Origin of the sequence: Flavobacterium sp. P21, from assembly GCF_050632225.1 — a bacterium.
Taxonomy (GTDB): Bacteria; Bacteroidota; Bacteroidia; order Flavobacteriales; family Flavobacteriaceae; genus Flavobacterium.
Map to the genome: position 1 here is coordinate 2,661,725 of NZ_CP192585.1, position 20,345 is coordinate 2,682,069.

Below are 20,345 nucleotides of genomic sequence, written 5' to 3' on the forward strand. Positions count from 1 at the left end.
CTTAGAATCTTATGAAGAAAGTTACCGTAATCAAAATAGGTGGAAACATCATCGACAATCCAGCAGAATTAGAGCAATTTTTAACTGATTTTTCTAAAATTGAAGGCTACAAAGTTTTAGTTCACGGCGGTGGAAAATCGGCTACAAAAATGGCGCAGAGTATTGGTTTGGTTCCGCAAATGATTGATGGACGCCGAATTACAGATGCTCCGATGCTTGACGTTGTGGTAATGATTTACGCAGGACAAATCAACAAACACATTGTGGCGCAATTGCAGGCCAAAGACAATAATGCGATTGGTTTTTCTGGAGCTGACGGAAATTTAATTCAATCCACAAAAAGAAATCACCCAACAATCGATTACGGATTTGTAGGCGATGTAAAACAAGTGAATACCAAATTATTAGCGACTTTACTAGAAGCTGGAGTTGTACCCGTTTTCTGTGCGATTACACACGATAAAAACGGACAATTATTAAACACCAATGCAGATACAATCGCTAGCGAATTATCAATTGCATTATCTGAAGTTTTTGATGTGACGCTGACTTACTGTTTTGAAAAACAAGGCGTTTTGCAGGATTCAGAAGATGATTCATCTGTAATAACAGAAATCAACGAAACATTGTACAATAAACTAAAAGAAGAAAAAGTAATCCATTCCGGAATGATTCCGAAACTGGATAACTGCTTCAATAGTTTATCAAGAGGCGTTCAGAAAATCAAAATTGGACATCACAAAATGCTCCAAAATTCAGATATTCCGCATACAACGATTACATTATAAAAAATGTTGCCACAAATTGACTTTGATTTTTGCTGTTAAAAGAGAAAATAATTTTAGAGAAACATTAAAAAGTTCATTTTGATTTTAAATCTACAACAAAAAAATAATGTTTGGAAATCTGTGTAATTAGTGGCAAAAAAATAGAGTGCGCGAGGTATTTTAAATAAATTTGCGCAAGTAAAAATGGTCAAAGGAAAGCTCAAAAACTTTGCTCGCTTTGTTCCTTTGAGCCTTTGAACCTTATTAAAATGAAAAATATAGATACGCTTACCCAGGAAGCAATTAGTTTATTAAAAAGTCTTATAGAAACCCCTTCATTTTCTAGTGAAGAAGACCAAACGGCTCTTTTAATCGAAAATTGGTTCAATCAGAATGAAATTCCTTTCAAAAGAGAAAATAACAATGTGTGGGCTTTCAACAAATATTTCGACGAAAACAAACCAACACTTTTACTAAACTCACATCACGATACTGTACGTCCAAATCAGGCATATACTAACGATCCGTTTAAAGCGATCGAAAAGGATGGAAAATTATTCGGATTAGGAAGTAATGACGCAGGAGGATGCTTGGTTTCATTATTAGCAACTTTTGTTCACTTTTACGAAAATCAAAATCTTTCTCACAATATTGTAATTGTAGCTTCTGCAGAAGAAGAAAGCAGTGGGAAAAATGGTTTAAATAGCGTTTTAAAAAGCTTACCAGAACTAGATTGCGCCATTGTTGGAGAACCAACATTAATGCAATTGGCAGTTGCAGAAAAAGGACTTTTAGTTTTAGATGTAAAAGTAAAAGGAACAGCAAGCCACGCGACGCACCAAAACGATGATAATGCTTTATATAAATCAATTCCGGTAATGGAATGGTTTAAAAATTATAAATTCGACAGAATCTCAGATGTTTTAGGTCCAGTAAAAATGACCGTAACACAGATTAATGCAGGAAAACAGCATAATGTTGTGCCATCAGAATGTGATTTGGTTGTAGATATTCGGGTAACAGATCGTTATACAAACTCTGAAATTCTAGAAGTGGTTAAAGCAAATGTAAATGCCGAAGTAACGCCGAGATCTATGCATTTAAATGCTTCTTCTATTCCTGTTGCACACGGTTTGGTTCAGGCCGGAATCGCTTTAGGAAGAACAACTTACGGTTCGCCGACACTTTCAGATCAATCTGTTTTGAGCTGTCAGTCATTAAAATTAGGACCAGGAGAAACGTTGCGTTCGCATTCAGCAGACGAATTTATTTTTATAAATGAAATTGAAGAAGGAATCGACCTGTATATCAAAATACTAACGGATTTCTTTAAATTATAACAAAAGAAAAACCGCCACGAATTCACGAATTATTTTTTTATTATCTAAAAGAGATATTAATTCGAATTAATTCGAAAAAAATAATCGCAAAGATTTGAAAAAATAATTCGTGAATTCGTGGCGAAAAAAAGATGACCTATGAAACTTTGGGAAAAAGGAATACCAACAGATAAACAAATCGAACAATTCACTGTTGGAAATGACCGTGAACTGGATTTGGTTTTAGCAAAATACGATGCTTTAGGTTCAATCGCACACGCCAAAATGTTGGGACAGATTGGTTTATTAACTTCAGAAGAAACAACATCTTTAGTAGATGCTTTAAACGAAATCATTGCCGATATTGTAGTTGGTAATTTCGAAATAGAAGACAGTTTTGAAGATGTTCATTCTAAAATCGAATATCTTTTAACCGTAAAACTGGGCGATGCCGGAAAGAAAATCCACACCGCGCGTTCTCGTAACGATCAGGTTTTAGTAGATGTTCATTTGTATTTAAAAGACGAATTAAAAGCAATAAAAGAGCAGGTAAAAACATTGTTTGATTTGTTGATGGAATCGGCAGAAAAACATCAAAATGTATTATTGCCGGGCTATACGCATTTGCAAATCGCAATGCCATCGTCATTCGGAATGTGGTTTTCAGCTTACGCCGAAAGTTTGATTGATGATATTACGATGTTGAATGCCGCTTCAAAAATTGTAGATCAGAATCCGTTAGGATCTGCTCGCAGGTTATGGAAGTTCATTTCCTATCAACAGAACATTTACAACGCAAGAATTAGGTTTTGAAACCTTAAAATACAATGCTGTTCGTTGCGCAAATGAGCCGAGGAAAAGCAGAGAAAACAGTTGCTTTTGCGATGACAAGCGTTGCAGGAACATTATCAAAATTTGCCATGGATGTTTGTTTATACATGAGCCAGAATTTCGATTTTATTGGTCTTCCGGCACATCTTACAACAGGTTCAAGCATTATGCCTCACAAAAAGAATCCAGATGTTTTCGAATTAATTAGAGGAAAATGCAACAAGATTCAGGCGCTTCCGTATGAAATCACTTTAATTACAAATAATCTTCCAAGTGGTTATCATAGAGATTTACAGCTTTTAAAAGAAGGTTTGTTTCCAGCGATTCAAAACCTAAAAGCTTGTTTAGATATTGCAATTTTCTCAATAAAAGACATTACCGTGAAAGATCATATTTTAGAAGATAAAAAATACGATTATTTATTTACGGTAGATACATTAAACGAAATGGTTGTTGCAGGAATGCCGTTTAGAGATGCCTACAAAGCCGTTGCAGAACAATTAGAGGCTGGAACGTACAAATCTCCAAAAGAGACTAAACATACACACGAAGGCAGTATCAATAATTTATGTCTTGATGCGATTAAAGATAAAATGAAAGTGGCTTTTTAATGTCTGATAAGATGTGAAAAGTGAAAAGTTAAAAGGTCATTGATTTGTTTCAATGACCTTTTGATTTATAGAAGAATTAGTTTTTTACTAATTTAAATGTTTTGCTTCGATCTTCTATTTGAATTTTACATACATAAGTTCCTTTTGCCAGATTTCCCAGATTTAATTCAATTTTTTCATCTGAAATTACACTTTTTTTGGTTGTATAAACTTTTGATCCATTCGAAGAAAATAAATTAATTAAAGCAGTTCCGTTTTCTGTATTAGGAAATTTGATATTCAATAGATTATCAATAATGGTTGGATAATATTCAAGATTTAGATCTGACTTTTTTTTCGCCGATTCCTAAATTAGAACAGCTTGAAGCTATTTTGCCGTCAGCAGAAACCTGCAATGTCGCGCCAGCACCACAAGATGTGTTTGTTATGTAGCCAGCGATATCTGCAACCGGAATTGTTGTGTAAGCATAAGTTGGTTTTGAAACTGGGTCGCCAAAATCAGCCGATGCTTTTAAGGAATTATTAAATGTAATTCCAACTGTTCCGCCATCTGTGCTTATGTAGTTTTTAAAAGCGGTTCCTATTTTAGCAAAATCAGTTCCTTCAACATAACAAGTTGTATTATTGTTTCCGCCTCCTAAACCAATTGCAAGAGAACCAGAAACTGATGTGTTGTAATAACAGTTCAAAATATGAAGTTCAGCATTTCTTGCTCTAGGCATTCTTTCTTTACACCCTTCAGCCCAGTAGCAGTTTTTAAAAGTAATACTGTAATGTCCGTCAGCAGGAGCATCAGATTTTGAAGAACCTACTAAATCAGAAAATCTGTGATCATCGGCTCCGCCAGAACCTCCAGCTTTTGGTGCTTTTAAATAAGTAAATTTAGTCCATGAAACTGTTACATTATCGGCTGTTCCTTTATTGTCAAAATTACCATCCATTCCGTCTTGAAATTCGCAATGATCAACCCAAAGATTTGTTGCTTCAGAAGTAAGATTGTCGTGACCGTCAACATCATAAGCACCAGGACCTTCAAAAATTAAATTTCGGATGATGATATTATTTGATCCCGGTTTTATGTTTAAGATTCCAGATCCCGTTGCAGTTTGGTCAGTACTCACTAATCGTGCGCCAGGAAGACCAATAATGGTTTTGTCATTAATCAACAAACTGGTGTAAGTACAATTTATGGTTCCAGAAACCAAAATCACCTGTGGAGTGGTTAATTTGAGTTTTGCCGTTAAATCTGCTAGAGTTGAAACGGTTACTGGCGATGCGTTTCCTCCTCCCGTTGCATTAGCGCCAAATCCCTCTGGAGCTGTCATATAGTAGTTCTGAGCAGAAACGAGGTTAGCGCTTACTATTAGAAATAGTAAAATTAGCTTTGATTTCATTTTTAATGGTTTATTAAGTGGTTTATGTTGCAAATATATAATAAAATGTAATCGATTACATGTTTATAATTGCTTAAATTTTAAATGTTTCTTTATTTTAGAAATTTTAGAGAAATTGAAATTTTGAGTAGAATTATGTATGATTTTTTGGCGAGATTATTTTTACAATTGCAATTTTATTGAATCAAAAAACACTATTTTTGAAAGTACTTACAATATAAATTGCTTATGAATAAGTTTGACAGCCAGAATACGAAACGACTTCTGGATAAAAATCTCATTACTGAGAATCAATATCAGGAAATAGTTTCTTATCGTAATTTGAATATTTTTTCATTAAATGTAGAGTTGAAACTTTTCCTGTATTTATCCGTTTTATTGTTTACTTCGGGAATCGGAATATTGATTTATGAAAATATTGATTCAATTGGGCATATTGTGATTCTTTCGCTTCTTTTAATTGTAATTGCAGTTTGCTTTTTCTATTGTTTTAAAAACTCAAAAGGATTTAAAAAGTCGGAAACACAATTTGATCATCCGGTCATAGAGTATTTAGTGTTAGTCGCAAATATTCTGACATGCATTTTTATTGGGTACTTGCAGTTTCAATACAAACCTTTTGGCGAACATTACGGATTGGCAACATTGGTACCAACCATAGTAAGTTTCTTTTGCGCGTATTATTTTGATAATAGAAACGTCTTAGCGATTGCGATTACGGGATTAGTCGCTTATGTCGGACTTTCGGTAACGCCTCAGGATTTATTAAAAAACAATGATTTTTATGCCAGTGAAAGTTTAAGTTATTCTGCTGTAATGCTGGGAATTTTATTGATTTTGTGGACAATTTACAGTAATCGGATTTCATTAAAAACCCATTTTAGTTTAGTTTTTCTAACTTTTGCTTTGCATATTATTAGTATTGCGACAATCAGTAATTTACTGCATCATGATATTTTGATCTGGCTGATTTTTACGGGTGTTTTAGGAGGTTCAACTTTTTATTTTTATAAGATTAGTTATGAAATGAGGGCTATGTCATTGTATGTTTTTATGATCCTATACGGTTATATTGGAGCGAACATAATTTTGTTCAGGCTTTTTGAAAATGTTGATTTCTCTAATATTTGGGAACTTTTTGTTTTTCTGTTGCCTGTATATTTTATTGGCTCAATTGTAATGTTCATTAAAATAATTAAAAACTTTCATAAAGAAATCGCGACATGATTATATACGATAAAAAGATATTGGATAATGAAATTTTAGTTGATGAAGCTAATTCTTTGTATAATGGAGGTTTTATAAATAAAGAACAAAAGAAATTTGTCAAGAACGGATTGCCAGTTTTTAAAAGCCAGGACAATGTTTTGGTTAGAACTGGATTCTTTTTACTGGGCAGTTTTTTATATAGTTCAATATGTGGTGCGATTTCTATCGTTGGAATGCATGCTGAGAATGCTTATTTCGATATCTGCTGTTATATTTTTGCCGCAGTTGGTTTTGTTGGTTCAGAATTCTTGGCAAAACAAAATTATCGCAATCATGGACTAGATGATGCTTTTATCTTGGGAGCCATTTTAAATATCGGATTTGCTATCGGAATTACTACAGAAGGCTACGAGTCTGTTATAGCTTTTTTTATGGCAGGAGTATCGGTTTTGATGTTTTTGAGATACCTGCATTTGCTTTCAATGTTGGTTTTTTGTTTATCAATTACAGCGTTTTTGTTTTTTCAAATGCTTGATTTTGGTGAAATTGCAAAAGCGATTCTACCATTTACAGCAATGATTTTTGCGGCAGTTTTCTATTTTTCGACAAGAAAATTAATTGATAAATTAACCGAAAGCTATTATTATAATGGTCTTTTATTGGCAAATAGTTTTTGCTTGGTATTGTTTTATCTTTCTTGTAATTATTTGGTAGTAAGAGAACTTTCAGCAGAGCTTTTAGGAACAGAGGTAAAACCCGGAACAGATATTCCATTTGCTTTCTTCTTTTATGCTTTTACTTTGATTGTTCCAGTCGCGTATTTAGTTCAAGCTTTAAGAACTAAAGATAGAATTATGCTGTGGATAAGTTTTCTGGCAATTGGATTTTCGATTTATACCATTCGATTTTATTACGCAGTTTTGCCGATGGAAGCGGCTTTGACTTTGGGCGGACTTGTTTTATTCGCAATATCGTATTTCTCAATCAGAAAATTAAAAGAAAAAGAAAGTGGTTTGACATTTAAACCCGATAGAATCAATCATTCAGATTCGATTTTAAATGCAGAAGCCTTAATTGTAGCTTCAACTTTCGGAATGAAACCAGAAGTAAAACCACAAGATTCTCCAATGGAATTTGGTGGAGGAGGTTTTAGTGGAGGAGGTTCTGGAGGAAGTTTTTAGATTGGTTTTTTCGCCACGAATTCACGAATTTATATCTTCAAAGATTATCAAAAATAATTCGTGAATTCGTGGCAGAAAAAAACTATACTTTACTTTTCAAAGCCTCTGCATCAATATCACTATGCGAAACATCGTAAACAGCTTTTCCGTTTTTGATTAAAATCAATTGAGGCGATTCGTGGTAAACTCCAAATTTGCTAGCAATTTCGTTCGAAACATCTCTGTGTGCGATTAAATCTAAAAAATAAGCATCAACAACATTTTCAAGATCATATTCTCTTTCAAATTGTTTTAAAGCCATTCGGCTGATGCTTGCATCTTGTACTGTGTTTGAAAATGACGACTGGTTTTTCATTTGAAATGGCTTCAATTTCCATTAATTGAAGCGTATCTGTTAATTCGTTCCAGTTTACTTTGCTTTTAGGGGCTTCTGAGTTCTCTGAACTTCCGAAGATTGAATTAAAAAAACTCATATTTGGCTTGTTTTATGACTTTTTGACGTGTTAAAATAGTAGAAACTTGATTTTATCAGTCATTTTGTCTGTTTTTTTACTGTGGAATATAATTTGTCTATTCGAATACAAAGTTAAATCTTTTGAGTTAAAAATCTAACTCGATAAATCGTAACTTTAATCTTATAAATTTCAAAACAGTAAAATCAATCAAATCAAAAAAATATGAACATAAATAAATTTACTATTAAATCGCAGGAAGCCATACAGTTGTCGCAACAATTAGCACAGCGAAATGGCCAACAGCAAATTGAAAATGAACACATTTTCAAAGCCATTTTTGAAGTGGATGAAAACGTTGCGCCGTTTATTTTGAAAAAACTAAATGTAAACGTTCCGTTGTTTCTTCAAATTTTGGACAGTACCATTCAGAATTTCCCAAAAGTTTCTGGAGGAGATGTTATGCTTTCCAGAGATGCAAACAAAGCTTTGAACGAAGCCGAAATTATTGCACAAAAAATGAACGACGAATACGTTTCGATCGAACATTTAATCTTAGGCATTTTCGACTCAAAAAGCAAAGTTTCTCAAATCTTAAAAGATCAAGGAGTTACTGGAAAAGGTTTGAAAGCGACAATCGAGGAATTGCGTAAAGGAGAAAGAGTAACATCGGCTTCAGCTGAAGAAACGTATAATTCTTTAAATAAATATGCTAAAAATTTAAACGAATTAGCAAGAACAGGAAAACTTGATCCAGTTATTGGGCGTGACGAAGAAATTCGACGTGTATTGCAGATTCTGACTCGTAGAACAAAAAATAACCCAATGCTTATTGGTGAACCTGGAGTTGGTAAAACGGCAATTGCAGAAGGATTAGCACATAGAATTGTGGACGGAGACGTTCCAGAAAATCTAAAAGATAAAATCGTATTCTCATTAGATATGGGAGCTTTGATTGCTGGAGCAAAATACAAAGGAGAATTCGAAGAACGTTTGAAATCGGTTGTAAAAGAAGTTACAGCGGCAGACGGAGATATCGTTTTGTTTATAGACGAGATTCACACCCTTGTAGGAGCGGGTGGAGGAGAAGGCGCAATGGATGCGACAAATATCTTGAAACCAGCTTTGGCTCGTGGTGAATTGAGAGCAATTGGTGCAACAACTTTAGATGAATATCAAAAATATTTTGAAAAAGATAAAGCGCTTGAAAGACGTTTCCAAAAAGTTCTAATCGATGAACCGGATACCGAAAGTGCAATTTCGATTTTACGTGGAATCAAAGAGAAATACGAAACACACCATAAAGTTCAAATTAAAGACGAAGCAATTATTGCCGCGGTAGAACTTTCGCAAAGATATATTACGAATCGTTTCTTGCCAGATAAAGCAATCGACTTGATGGACGAAGCCGCCTCTAAACTGCGCATGGAAATCAATTCAAAACCAGAAGAATTAGACGTTTTGGATCGTAAAATCATGCAGTTGGAAATCGAAATCGAAGCCATCAAACGTGAAAAAGAAGAAAGCAAACTGAAAATTTTAGGTATGGAATTGGCCAACCTGAAAGAAGAACGCAACGAAATCTATGCAAAATGGAAACAGGAAAAAGATATCGTTGACGGAATTCAGGCTGTAAAACACGAAATCGAAGACTTTAAATACGAAGCAGAACGTGCAGAACGTGAAGGCGATTACGGAAAAGTAGCCGAAATTCGTTACGGAAAAATAAAAGAAGCGCAGGAACGCCAGGAAACTTTGCAAAAACAATTGTTAGAATTCCAATCTGGAAATTCTTTGATTAAAGAAGAAGTAACCAGAGAAGATATTGCAGAAGTTGTAGCAAAATGGACCGGAATTCCAGTTACTAAAATGCTTCAAACAGAAAGAGAAAAACTATTGCATTTGGAAGATGAATTACACAAACGTGTGGTAGGTCAGGAAGAAGCGATTGAAGCTGTGAGTGATGCTGTCCGTAGAAGCCGTGCCGGTTTACAGGATATGAAAAAACCTGTTGGATCATTCTTATTCTTAGGAACAACCGGAGTTGGTAAAACAGAGTTGGCAAAAGCCTTGGCGGAATATCTTTTTGACGACGAAAATGCTATGACGCGTATCGATATGAGTGAGTACCAGGAACGTCACAGTGTGAGCCGTTTGGTGGGTGCGCCTCCAGGATATGTTGGTTATGATGAAGGTGGTCAGTTGACGGAAGCGGTTCGTAGAAAACCTTATTCTGTTGTACTTTTAGATGAGATCGAAAAAGCGCATCCGGATACATTCAATATTTTGTTGCAGGTTCTGGATGAAGGACGTTTAACAGATAATAAAGGACGTTTGGCCGATTTTAGAAATACGATTATTATTATGACCTCAAATATGGGAAGTAATATTATTCAGGAGAAATTTGAAAACCTAAAAGGAAGTGTTGAAGCCGCAACAGAAGTCGCTAAAAACGAAGTTTTAGGGTTGTTAAAACAAACTGTTCGTCCTGAGTTTATCAACCGTATCGACGAAATTGTAATGTTTACACCACTTACAGTAGAGAATATCTCAAGAATTGTAAGCTTACAGTTAAAAAGTGTTACCAAAATGCTGGCGTTGCAAGGCATTACAATGGATGCAACTCCAGAAGCGATTGCTTATCTAGCAGACAAAGGCTACGATCCGCATTTTGGTGCTAGACCAGTGAAACGCGTCGTTCAAAGAGAAGTATTGAATCAATTGTCAAAAGAAATTTTGGCAGGAAATATTACAACAGACAGCATTATTTTATTAGATGCTTTCGATGGCAACTTGGTTTTTAGAAACCAAACAGCTAAATAATTTTTTTATGTTATTCTTAAGAAAAGCATCAGTCGAAAGGCTGGTGTTTTTTTTAGATTCTTGCTTTTTTAATACTATTTTACTGTAGTAAAAATTGTATATTTGGAGTAAACTATTAAATCATTTATATGAAAAAAAGCCAAAGAAAATTTTTAAAATTGATTATTGTAACCATTTTATTTACCGCTAATTTATACTCACAAGAAAGTATTGTTGTTACTGGTGGGAAAGGTGCTGGAATTGGTGGAACATCAAGTTATTCGGTGGGACAGATTGCGGCTATACAATTAAAAGGTAGTGGCGGGTCTGCTCAAGAAGGTATTCAGCAAGCCTATGAAATCGCGACTTTAGGAAATGATGAGTTCGATGAAATTAGTTTGGTTATGACTGCTTTTCCTAATCCAGTTGTTGATGAACTAAACCTTATTGTGTTGCAAAATAAATTTGATGACTTGTCTTATGATTTATTTGATATAAACGGAAAAGTACTATCAAAAAACAATAAAATAAGTGCATCCGAAACAAAAGTTTCAATGCAGGGATTAGTAAAAGGAGTTTATTTTCTCGCAATAAATAACAATTCGAAAAAAATAAAAACATTCAAAATTATTAAAAAATAAAACCAAAAACAGTAGATATATATATGAAAAAAATTACTCTCGTATTACTATTATTAAGTTCTTTCACAATCTTATTCGCCCAGGCCCCGCAAAAAATGAATTACCAATCTGTGATGCGCAAAACAGATGGAACGTTGCTAGCAAATACTTTAGTTGGCATTAAAACTAGTATTTTAATAGGTTCAGCAACAGGAGCCGCTTCTTACGTGGAAACTCAAACTACAACAACAAACGCCAACGGATTGGCAACAATAGAAATTGGAGGAGGAACTCCAGTAACAGGTACATTTTCAGGAATTAACTGGGGAGCAGGATCACATTTTGTAAAAACAGAAATTGATCCAGCCGGAGGAACTAATTACACGATTAGTGGTACAAGCCAGCTCTTAAGTGTCCCTTATGCTTTATATGCGGGAAGCAGTGCAAATAAAGGAAAAACAACTATAATCATTACCGGTAATATAACGGATGCCGAGGTCTGCCGCACAGATACAATCTGAGTTTGGACCTTACACAGAAAATATTTATATTATGGGTACAACAAATCTGACTAGTATTGATTTGAGCATGGTAAAAAAAATTATAGACCTCAATGTAAGTGATAATTTAAATTTGACAACTATAAATTTTAGTAATCTCAGCGAAATTTATAAGGATTTAAAAATAATGGGAAATGAAAAATTAAGTTCAGTTTCGTTTCCTGTTTTGAAAATAAGCTATTCAGGTGATACAAATATTTCAAGAAATTCTTCTTTAACATCTATTTCTTTTCCTTTGCTAACAAAATCAGTAGAACTTTATTTTACAAACAATCCTCTTCTTACTTCTATAGATGTACCGTTATTGACTTTTGTTAATAATAATGAGGGAGTTACTTTTAGAAATAATGCTCTTTCCAGTACTCAAATTAATTTAATTTTAAGCAGATTAAAAAATTTAACTTCTAAAGGAAATTATATCCAATTAGACAGGCAAACTCCGGTAGCTCCTCCTACAGGCCAAGGAATTACAGATAAAGCATTTTTGGTAAACAGGGGAGATATTGTAACAACAGATTAATTTGTAGAAAATATTTTTAGATGCATTGAAACATCGGTCAAAAGGCTGGTGTTTTTTTGTACCGTGAATTCTGAAACTTTTAATCTAATTCATATAACATAATATATTCAAAAAAGATCCAATTTTAAATCGATAAAAATCAGCAAATTATTAATTAAAATTAAAAAATCATGAACAATATTTTCAGAGGATTGCTAGCAGGATATGGTGCTAAAAAATTAGGAGGTGGATGCTTCGGAACCATCATTGTTTTCATTATTCTGTGGGTGCTGTTAGGGCAATGCAGTTAGAGTTGGTTTTAAGCACATAGCAGAAAAATAGGAATAAAAAATACAAATTTTAATGTCCGATTGTTGGGCAGATTAAGGCAAATTGTCTAGATTCGCATCACTAAAAATAAATTTTAAAAATGGGTTCAGGTTTTTTCGCCTTGTTAGATGATATCGCGACAATTATGGATGATGTTGCAGTAATGAGTAAAGTTGCAGCAAAAAAACAGCTGGAATTTTAGGAGACGATTTGGCTGTAAATGCCGAAAAAGCTTCAGGATTTGCATCGTCTAGAGAACTTCCTGTATTATGGGCAATCAGTAAAGGTTCGTTATTGAATAAAATTATTATTCTTCCAATTGCTTTTTTGTTAAGTGCATTTTTTCCAATTGCCATAATGGTAATTTTGGTTTTGGGAGGATTGTTTTTAGCATACGAAGGAGCAGAAAAAATCTACGAATTCTTTTTCCTCACGCACATGAAGAATCAGAAGGAATAACTGATGAAGTTCTTACCGAAGAAGAAATTTTGGTAATCGAAAAAGACAAAGTAAAATCAGCAATTGTAACTGATTTTATTCTTTCTGTAGAAATCGTAATTATCGCTTTAGGAACAGTAATCGGGAAACCATTATTGCAACAGATTATTACTGTATCCATCATTGCAATCATTGCCACTATAGGTGTTTACGGAATCGTAGCGCTAATTGTTCGTATGGACGAAGTAGGTTTCAAGATGATTCAGCACAGCAAAAAAGAAAAAGTGTATTAAAATTTATCGGAAATATTTTAGTTCAAGCACTTCCAAAAGTAATTAAAGCTTTGACCGTAATTGGAACAATTGCCTTGATTATGGTCGCGGGAGGATTGTTTGTGCATTATATCCCTTATATTCATCATCTAGCAGAAGAAATTAAAATTCCGTCAATTATTAAAGAATTTATGGCAGGATTAGTTTTAGGTTTTGTAACTCTAGGAATAGTAAATCTTTTCAAAAAAATATTCAAAAAGAAAGAAACAGCAGTTTAGTTTCTGTTCTTAGATATTCAAAACACCAGTCGAGAGGCTGGTGTTTTTTTTTGTTTTTTTGAAGCAGAAATATCATTTTCAGTTCAAGTTTTGTCCCGCTCTCCGCTGTATCTTTTCCCTGCTAAAGAAGCAGGAAAAAGGATGTCGCTTCGATCGGGGCTAGATGAGAAGTTTTTATTTTTATAAGAAATATTGGCATTTTGAAAAAAAATAACAAAAAATAAGTTTCTGATTTATAGAAGGTTGAAATTTTGAGTAAACTATTTAACATTTTACCAAAGCAACCTTTGCAACTACACAGCATCTTCATAGTAATTAACAATTAATTATTATTTTATATGAAAAGTTTTAGATTAAAATCAGTTTTAGTAGTATTATTTTTATCAACTGCATTAATTTCATGCGACAACGACGACGATAAAGCTGAAACATCAGTTAAAACAAAAACAGCATTTGTGACAAAAATTGAAGGTCCAGCAACTGGAAAAGTAAATGATGAATTGAGTTATGATGTAACTTATTTGGTTGATAATGCTTGTGGCGAATTTGATAAGATTTCAGAAGCTACAATCGGTGAGGTAAAAGGTCTGCAAGTTGTAGCAAAATATCCAGTAGATGGAGTTTGTACGCAACAAGTGCCAGATCCTAAAAAGACAGTTTACAAATTCAAAGCAACTGCAAAAGGAACTATCGAAATCAAATTCAAAAAATCAGAAACTGAATTCTTGACTCAGAAAGTTGTGATTGAATAAAACACTTTCTTAGTTGATATTTTTTTAGGTTGATAAGCCATTTTGCAGAGGTTTGATTTTAAGCTGATGTAAAATGGTTTTTTAATTTTAATGCATCTATTGTTTGTTATATAAAAGTTATCAGCTTTGCCATTCCTTTAAAAAGTGTTATTTTTGCACTCTAAATTTCATGTCATGCCGAAAAGAAAATATAAAATATCAGTAATTCAGTTAAATCTGAATGATGTTGCTGAAAATAATCTTAAAAAATGTATCAGCTGGGTAAGAGATGTCGCAAGCCAAGGAGCAGAGGTGATCTTACTTCCTGAATTATATAGCAGTCATTATTTCTGCCAAAGCGAAGATGTAGATAATTTTGCATTAGCAGAACCACTTTACAGTACTTCATTTATTGCTTTTAGCGAATTGGCAAAAGAATTAGGAGTTGTAATCATTGTTCCTTTCTTCGAGAAAAGAATGGCTGGAATCTACCACAACAGCGCTTATATCATCGATACAGATGGTACAGAAGCTGGTTTGTACCGTAAAATGCACATTCCAGACGATCCGCATTTCTATGAAAAATTCTATTTCACGCCAGGTGATTTAGGTTTCCAAGCAATCGAAACTAAAAAAGGAACGGTTGGAACATTAATCTGTTGGGATCAATGGTATCCAGAAGCGACTAGAATTACAGCTTTAAAAGGAGCAGAGGTTTTATTCTATCCAACAGCTATCGGATGGCATCCAAAAGAAAAAGAACAATATGGAGAAAATCAGTACGGAGCATGGATGAACGTAATGAAAGGTCATGCCGTTGCTAATGGTGTTTTCGTTGTCTGCTGCGAACCGAATTGGTTTAGAAAAATACCTTGAAGGAACTGAAGGAATTCAGTTTTGGGGAGCATCTTTCATCGCTGGGCCACAAGGAGAAATTTTAGCTCAGGCTTCACACGATAAAGAAGAAATCTTAATTGCTGAAGTTGATTTAGATCTTCAAGAAAATGTTCGTCAAAACTGGCCGTTTTTCAGAGACAGAAGAATTGATGCTTTTGGAGACATTACAAAAAGAGCAATCGATAAATAATTCGATTAAAATTATATTAGAAAGAGCTGTCTGAAAAGACAGCTCTTTCTTTTTATAAGCTTCGGAGAAGCTAAATATTTATAGTAAAGAACAGACATATTTATTTATTTATTTATTTATTTATTTATGATCTAATATATCGCTCCGCTGGAGCTTTTTCTTTGTTGGTTTCAAATTCTATAAATATCTCGCTCCGCTGGAACTTAAAGATTTTTATAAAAAAAAGCTGTTTCAAAAATGAAACAGCTCCTTTTCTCGTTTTTAGCTTTATATAGATTACTTCACTTGGAAAGTAACTCTTCTCACGATTTGACGTGCCTCTTTAGAATTTTTGTTAACAGAAGTATCCTCTCCATTAGCAATTACATTCAATCTTGAAGCATCAATTCCGGCATTTACAGCTACTTTTTTCACAGCTTCAGCTCTTTTTCTTGATAATTCAGTGTTGTAGCTTGAGCTTCCAATTTCATCAGCATAACCAATAATATCAGCTGATTTTCCTGGGTTGTTTTTCAAATATTTCACTAAGAAATCAACGCCAGACAATGAAGCATTTGTTGGTTTAGACGAATTGAAGTCGAAATATACATTTACATAACCTCCGTTGATTAATTCTTCAACAGTACTGTTTGTAAGACTTCCACTTCCAGCGCCTTTCTTTTCGTAAGTTTTGTCTAAATAGCTTTCTAGCTCATCAGGCACACCGTTTTGATTGGTATCAATAGATTGACCTTTTGTGTTTACTGCGACTCCTGCAATACTATTTGGCTCTAAATCATACAAATCAGCGACACCATCTTTGTCAGTGTCTAAAAGTCCAGTTTCAACTAAGTCCACTCTTTTTCCAATTCACTGATTCTGTCTTCTTCACCAACCCAGTCGGCATGTTTTTCATTTTTACCTAAATAGAATGTCAACCCAACAGAAGCGTTTAATAAAACACCATCAAATGCGCCTGTTCTAGTAGTTCCCATTCCATCAAAGTTCCAGTTTTGTTTTCCGTTTACAATTCCGGTTAGGTCACCAGTTAAAGCAACTCTATTGCTTAATTTGATTTGACCAGTTAAACCTAGAATTCCGTGTCCCATATAATCCTGACCTCCTGGACCAGTTTCGGTACTAATTTGCGAAACTCCAAAACCTCCATGTGCTAAAACACCAATAGTATTTGTCCAAGTTTCAAAATTCAAGGCGCGTCCAATATTTACAACACCTTGGATGCTCGCTCTTACGTATCTACTTTCAAAATCTGGAGTGTCATCACGTTCTGTAAATTGATCGTATCCTACGTCTAATTTTACCCCAAACTTTGGGCTAAACATATATCTCACACCTAAATCAGCATGAAACGGATTTAAAGTTGAAGTAGAATAACCAGGAGTCATTGTTCGAGTCGGTTTATTGACACCGCCATTTAATTCTATAGACCATTTATTGTATTGTGATTGATCAACTGTAGGAGTAGTAGTGGTCGTCATATTTTGTGCGCTTGCTGAAAACGTCGCTATTAAAAAGGACAGAGAGCATAATTTCTTTTTCATGATATTCAAATTTAGGTTGGTTTTTATTTTAAACTCATGACAAAATTATGTGGTGGGTTTTAGAATGTGTTCTATTTGCTCTTACATAATTCCCACGTTTTGGCTTTTTATTATGTAAATTCGTTAATGAAATCAAAATTAGGGACATAAAAAAAGGACAAAATTTATATTTTGTCCTTCCTCCCTTTTTTTAAAATAAGATTTATTTCAAGTCTGGTTGATATATTTTTATACTTCCGTCACCTTCGTCGCTTACTACTAGCAAACTTCTTTTAGTAGGACTTTTTGAAGCTGGAATAAAAAGAATTCCTTCTGGAGCATCACCTGTTTTTACAGTTTGCAAATATTGTGGAGATGTTGGGTTTGTAGCATCATAAACCATAAATGCATCTGATCTTTCTAATCCAACAAATATGATATTCTGGCTTCCCATTTTTGCAACGACAACAGCTTCTGGCTCAGAACCTTTGTCATCACTGCGTTTGTCGTCGTAAGTTCCTAATTCATTTGTTTTTTTGTCAACATCATTTTTGCTGTCAAAAACAATTTTTCCTGTGTTTCCGTTCCAGATAGAGAAAGATCTTGCCCCAAAACTTACCATTTCGTCTAAATCGCCATCACCATCTGTATCGCCCATGTCAGCAACAAGATTTAATCTGCCATAATTAGCATCAAGTTTCATATTTGTCGCATCTGGAAAAACTGTCGCATCAAGTTTCAAGCTTTTCATTCTTTTGATATCTGTGTAAGCAGTATATTCTCTTGCATCACCTTCATTGGCAGTAACAAAATAAGGAACATTATTAGCAGAAAAATGACTAATTGCATCTGGCATATACATTCCTTTCACTTTCCAAGGATTAAAAGCAATTTTATCGTCAAGGTCGCTTATATCTATTGCATTTTCTGCAGTATTGTAATCTTTTAAACCTAATGGATAAATAGCTGTGATAGTTTTAGAGGTCAAATCAACTTTTGCAACTCCGTTGTTTTCTTGTAAAGTTACCCAAGCCGTTTTAGAATCATCAGAAATCGTGATGTATTCTGGTTCAATGTCTTGTGCGAAGCTTTTTGCAAATTTCGAAATTCTGAATCCGTCTTTAGCTAATGTTGTCGCTTGGCTCGCAAATGAAGCAAAATCAAGTGTTGTAACGTTATAAGTACTTGTTTCAATGATAGAAATTGTACCGTTCGGATCTTGCGTGTAGTCTGTGTTTGGCTCGCCTTCATTAGCAGTCATGATATATTTTCCGTCAGGAGAGAAAGTGATCATGTCAGGCAAAGCACCAACGGTAACTTGTTTGATCAAGCTGTAATCTGAAGTATTGAAAACAACTACTTTTCCATTTCCTTGTTTGTTTACAGTCGATTCTAATGCAACAGCAAGTTTTCCGTCAAAAACAGAAACGCTGTTTGAAGCACCTTCGTAAGCTGTTAAATCAATTTTTCCAATTTTTGCTGGTTTTGTAGGATCAGATAAATCGATAACATCAATTTGATTAGTTCCGCTGTTGTTTACTGTAAAAAGTCTTTTTGTTTTTTCGCAATAAGCTGAAATTTCGGCGTAGACTTCACCGCCAATTGTAATAGAACCAATTTCTTTAAAAGTTCCAGGGTTTTCGTTTACAATAACTTCAGGTTCACCATTTGAGTTTTCATCGTTATTACAGCTTGTCATAATAAGTAAAGCTGTTAATAATGAGATTGTTAATTTTTTCATTTTAATAGTTTTTAGTTCTGCCAAAAGTAAATAGGAGAACTTTTTTGAATATTAAGCCTTCATTATTTAATCTTTAACTTAATTTTTGCAAGATATTATTTGTAAAATTTGACGCGAATTTCAATCAGATGTTTTATAGTCCTAGCGAATGCTTATCTTTGTACACTTTCAAAATATAGAACGTTTTTATGTCAACAAATAATAGAAGATTTCCAGCAGAATGGGAAAAACAACAAGGAATTGTATTGTGTTTTCCGCACAATGGTAACGATTGGCCAGGAAAATACGAAGCTGTTCAATGGGCTTTTGTAGAATTTATAAAAAAAGTAGCCACTTTTGAAACGGTTTTTTTGGTCGTAGCCGATGAAAAACTGAAAGAAAAAGTTGCTGATATGCTTGAAAGAGCTCGTGTTAATATTAAAAATGTTTCCTATATCATTCATAAAACCAACAGAAGCTGGATGCGTGATTCTGGACCAATTATTGTAAAAAATGGATCAAAAAGAGAAGCATTAAATTTCAACTTCAATGGTTGGGCGAAATACAAAAACTATCAATTAGATAAATTTGTTCCGGGAAAAGTGGCTGATTTTATTGATGTTCCCTTGACACAGGTTATGTATAAAGGAAAACCTGTAATTGTTGAAGGCGGTGCAATTGATGTAAACGGAAAAGGAACTTTGTTGACTTCTGAGGAATGTTTAATGCATCCAACAATTCAAGTTAGAAATCAAGGATTTACTAAAGAAGATTACGAAGCGGTTTTTAAAGAATATCTTGGAGTTACAAACGTAATCTGGCTTGGAGACGGAATTGAAGGAGATGATACTCACGGACATATCGACGATTTATGCCGATTTGTAAATGAAGATACGATTGTAACGATTGTAGAAACTGATAAAAACGATTCAAATTATAAGCCTTTGCAGGACAATTTGAAACGTTTGCAAAACGCAAAATTAGAAAACGGAAAATCTCCTGTAATTGTAGCATTGCCGATGCCAAAACGTGTAGATTTTGAAGATTTAAGATTGCCGGCAAGTTATGCGAATTTCTTGATTCTGAATAATTGTGTTTTAGTGCCAACATTCAACGATAGCAACGATAGAGTAGCTTTAAATATTTTAGCAGAATGCTTCCCAGACAGAGAAGTAATCGGCATAAGCTGTATCGATTTTATCTGGGGATTTGGAACTTTACATTGTTTAAGCCAGCAGATACCTGCTTAAATTACGATATAAAACTTATATGAAAGTGAGTAGAAAAAAGAGATAGTTCTTTTGGTTTTATTAATAAGCACAACAATTTATACTTACTTTAATGTTCCAGAAAGTTTTTATATTGAAGGAGGTTCATGTTATCAGGGAATAAGTGCGACAATAAATATTTTTATGCTGAAAATATGTTTTGTTCTGAGTTTTGCGGCGTTAATTTTAATGTTGTTTGATGCTAAAATTATAATTTCAAAAATAATGGGTTCAGTTTCATTATATGTTTGGGTTATGTGGACAATATTGATGTTTTCTGATGCAAAAGCAAACGAATTATTTTATTGTATACCATTTCTGATTGCAAGTTCCTTAATCGTATTTATGTGTTTCAAACACAAGAAAGTTGTGAAATAATTTATTTTATTTGTACAAATAAAAAATTTGCGTCTCTGCGTCTTTACGAGATTCAATTCATAATAAAAAAACCTTGTT

At 33.9% G+C, this 20,345-nt stretch carries 14 protein-coding genes and 5 pseudogenes; 14 read left to right on the forward strand and 5 right to left on the reverse strand.

Annotated elements, in window-relative coordinates; genetic code table 11:
- Nucleotides 1–11 precede the first annotated feature (11 nt).
- The 3 genes and pseudogenes from argB to argH all read left to right on the forward strand — a co-directional run bounded on the left by argB (nt 12) and on the right by argH (nt 3,528).
- Nucleotides 12–788: an acetylglutamate kinase gene (argB, locus tag ACQ9BO_RS13205; RefSeq protein ID WP_431245041.1), complete on the forward strand. Its 777-nt coding sequence runs from the start codon at nt 12–14 to the stop codon at nt 786–788.
- A gap of 248 nt (nt 789–1,036) precedes the next feature.
- A complete protein-coding gene (locus ACQ9BO_RS13210) occupies nt 1,037–2,107 on the forward strand; it encodes a M20 family metallo-hydrolase (RefSeq protein WP_431241095.1) in 1,071 nt (356 codons plus the stop codon).
- Between the two features lie 138 nt (nt 2,108–2,245).
- Nucleotides 2,246–3,528, forward strand: a pseudogene (argH, locus tag ACQ9BO_RS13215) (argininosuccinate lyase).
- Between the two features lie 76 nt (nt 3,529–3,604).
- On the opposite strand, the gene ACQ9BO_RS13220 reads toward argH, so the two are convergent.
- Together ACQ9BO_RS13220 and ACQ9BO_RS13225 are read right to left on the reverse strand one after the other, a co-directional pair.
- A complete protein-coding gene (locus tag ACQ9BO_RS13220; RefSeq protein ID WP_431241096.1) occupies nt 3,605–3,811 on the reverse strand; it encodes a T9SS type A sorting domain-containing protein in 207 nt (68 codons plus the stop codon).
- 28 nt (nt 3,812–3,839) lie between these two features.
- On the reverse strand, nt 3,840–4,922 hold the full coding sequence (locus ACQ9BO_RS13225) for a pectate lyase family protein (protein WP_431241097.1): 1,083 nt from the start codon (nt 4,920–4,922) through the stop codon (nt 3,840–3,842).
- Nucleotides 4,923–5,150: 228 nt separating this feature from the next.
- Between ACQ9BO_RS13225 and ACQ9BO_RS13230 the strand changes: the two genes are divergently transcribed.
- Both ACQ9BO_RS13230 and ACQ9BO_RS13235 read left to right on the forward strand, forming a co-directional pair.
- Nucleotides 5,151–6,149 (forward strand): DUF2157 domain-containing protein, encoded by a 999-nt coding sequence (locus ACQ9BO_RS13230; RefSeq protein WP_431241098.1) that lies wholly within the window; start codon nt 5,151–5,153, stop codon nt 6,147–6,149.
- Nucleotides 6,146–7,312, forward strand: a complete 1,167-nt coding sequence (locus tag ACQ9BO_RS13235; RefSeq protein WP_431241099.1) for a hypothetical protein — start codon at nt 6,146–6,148, stop codon at nt 7,310–7,312. The genes ACQ9BO_RS13230 and ACQ9BO_RS13235 overlap by 4 nt, the downstream gene beginning before the upstream one ends.
- Before the next feature lie 82 nt (nt 7,313–7,394).
- On the opposite strand, the pseudogene ytxJ reads toward ACQ9BO_RS13235, so the two are convergent.
- Nucleotides 7,395–7,785, reverse strand: a pseudogene (gene ytxJ / locus ACQ9BO_RS13240) (bacillithiol system redox-active protein YtxJ).
- Nucleotides 7,786–7,989: 204 nt separating this feature from the next.
- Between ytxJ and clpB the strand changes: the two are divergent.
- From clpB to ACQ9BO_RS13275, 7 genes and pseudogenes are all read left to right on the forward strand, one after another.
- A complete protein-coding gene (clpB, locus tag ACQ9BO_RS13245) occupies nt 7,990–10,587 on the forward strand; it encodes an ATP-dependent chaperone ClpB (protein ID WP_431241100.1) in 2,598 nt (865 codons plus the stop codon).
- Between the two features lie 128 nt (nt 10,588–10,715).
- Nucleotides 10,716–11,207 carry a T9SS type A sorting domain-containing protein gene (locus ACQ9BO_RS13250; RefSeq protein WP_431241101.1) on the forward strand — a complete coding sequence of 164 codons (492 nt, stop codon included), beginning with the start codon at nt 10,716–10,718 and terminating at the stop codon, nt 11,205–11,207.
- Between the two features lie 95 nt (nt 11,208–11,302).
- Complete coding sequence (locus ACQ9BO_RS13255; RefSeq protein ID WP_431241102.1) at nt 11,303–11,707, forward strand: hypothetical protein; 405 nt, start codon at nt 11,303–11,305, stop codon at nt 11,705–11,707.
- A 31-nt stretch (nt 11,708–11,738) separates the two neighbouring features.
- Nucleotides 11,739–12,266 (forward strand): hypothetical protein, encoded by a 528-nt coding sequence (locus tag ACQ9BO_RS13260; RefSeq protein WP_431241103.1) that lies wholly within the window; start codon nt 11,739–11,741, stop codon nt 12,264–12,266.
- Between the two features lie 409 nt (nt 12,267–12,675).
- Nucleotides 12,676–13,563: pseudogene (locus ACQ9BO_RS13265) on the forward strand (DUF808 domain-containing protein).
- 338 nt (nt 13,564–13,901) lie between these two features.
- Nucleotides 13,902–14,315, forward strand: a complete 414-nt coding sequence (locus tag ACQ9BO_RS13270; RefSeq protein ID WP_431241104.1) for a hypothetical protein — start codon at nt 13,902–13,904, stop codon at nt 14,313–14,315.
- 174 nt (nt 14,316–14,489) lie between these two features.
- Nucleotides 14,490–15,381: pseudogene (locus tag ACQ9BO_RS13275) on the forward strand (carbon-nitrogen hydrolase).
- Between the two features lie 276 nt (nt 15,382–15,657).
- Here the strand turns inward: ACQ9BO_RS13275 and ACQ9BO_RS13280 are convergent.
- Nucleotides 15,658–16,922 (reverse strand): annotated as a pseudogene (locus ACQ9BO_RS13280) (OmpA family protein).
- A 202-nt stretch (nt 16,923–17,124) separates the two neighbouring features.
- Nucleotides 17,125–18,642, reverse strand: a complete 1,518-nt coding sequence (locus ACQ9BO_RS13285) for a choice-of-anchor I family protein (protein ID WP_431241105.1) — start codon at nt 18,640–18,642, stop codon at nt 17,125–17,127.
- Nucleotides 18,643–18,830: 188 nt separating this feature from the next.
- Here ACQ9BO_RS13285 and ACQ9BO_RS13290 point away from each other — a divergent pair, with 188 nt between their 5' ends.
- Nucleotides 18,831–19,871: an agmatine deiminase family protein gene (locus tag ACQ9BO_RS13290; RefSeq protein ID WP_431241106.1), complete on the forward strand. Its 1,041-nt coding sequence runs from the start codon at nt 18,831–18,833 to the stop codon at nt 19,869–19,871.
- A 51-nt stretch (nt 19,872–19,922) separates the two neighbouring features.
- The gene (locus ACQ9BO_RS13295; RefSeq protein ID WP_431241107.1) at nt 19,923–20,267 is read left to right on the forward strand and encodes a hypothetical protein; all 345 of its coding nucleotides are present in this window, start codon (nt 19,923–19,925) and stop codon (nt 20,265–20,267) included.
- The last annotated feature ends 78 nt before the right edge of the window (nt 20,268–20,345 follow it).

Coding starts and splice junctions, on each gene's coding strand:
- ACQ9BO_RS13230 (WP_431241098.1), top strand. CDS start 5,151: ATGAATAAGTTTGACAGCCAGAATACGAAACGACTTCTGGATAAAAAT.
- ACQ9BO_RS13255 (WP_431241102.1), top strand. CDS start 11,303: ATGAATTACCAATCTGTGATGCGCAAAACAGATGGAACGTTGCTAGCA.
- ACQ9BO_RS13260 (WP_431241103.1), top strand. CDS start 11,739: ATGGGTACAACAAATCTGACTAGTATTGATTTGAGCATGGTAAAAAAA.
- clpB (WP_431241100.1), top strand. CDS start 7,990: ATGAACATAAATAAATTTACTATTAAATCGCAGGAAGCCATACAGTTG.
- ACQ9BO_RS13225 (WP_431241097.1), bottom strand. CDS start 4,922: ATGAAATCAAAGCTAATTTTACTATTTCTAATAGTAAGCGCTAACCTC.
- ACQ9BO_RS13285 (WP_431241105.1), bottom strand. CDS start 18,642: ATGAAAAAATTAACAATCTCATTATTAACAGCTTTACTTATTATGACA.
- ACQ9BO_RS13235 (WP_431241099.1), top strand. CDS start 6,146: ATGATTATATACGATAAAAAGATATTGGATAATGAAATTTTAGTTGAT.
- ACQ9BO_RS13250 (WP_431241101.1), top strand. CDS start 10,716: ATGAAAAAAAGCCAAAGAAAATTTTTAAAATTGATTATTGTAACCATT.
- argB (WP_431245041.1), top strand. CDS start 12: ATGAAGAAAGTTACCGTAATCAAAATAGGTGGAAACATCATCGACAAT.
- ACQ9BO_RS13210 (WP_431241095.1), top strand. CDS start 1,037: ATGAAAAATATAGATACGCTTACCCAGGAAGCAATTAGTTTATTAAAA.
- ACQ9BO_RS13270 (WP_431241104.1), top strand. CDS start 13,902: ATGAAAAGTTTTAGATTAAAATCAGTTTTAGTAGTATTATTTTTATCA.
- ACQ9BO_RS13290 (WP_431241106.1), top strand. CDS start 18,831: ATGTCAACAAATAATAGAAGATTTCCAGCAGAATGGGAAAAACAACAA.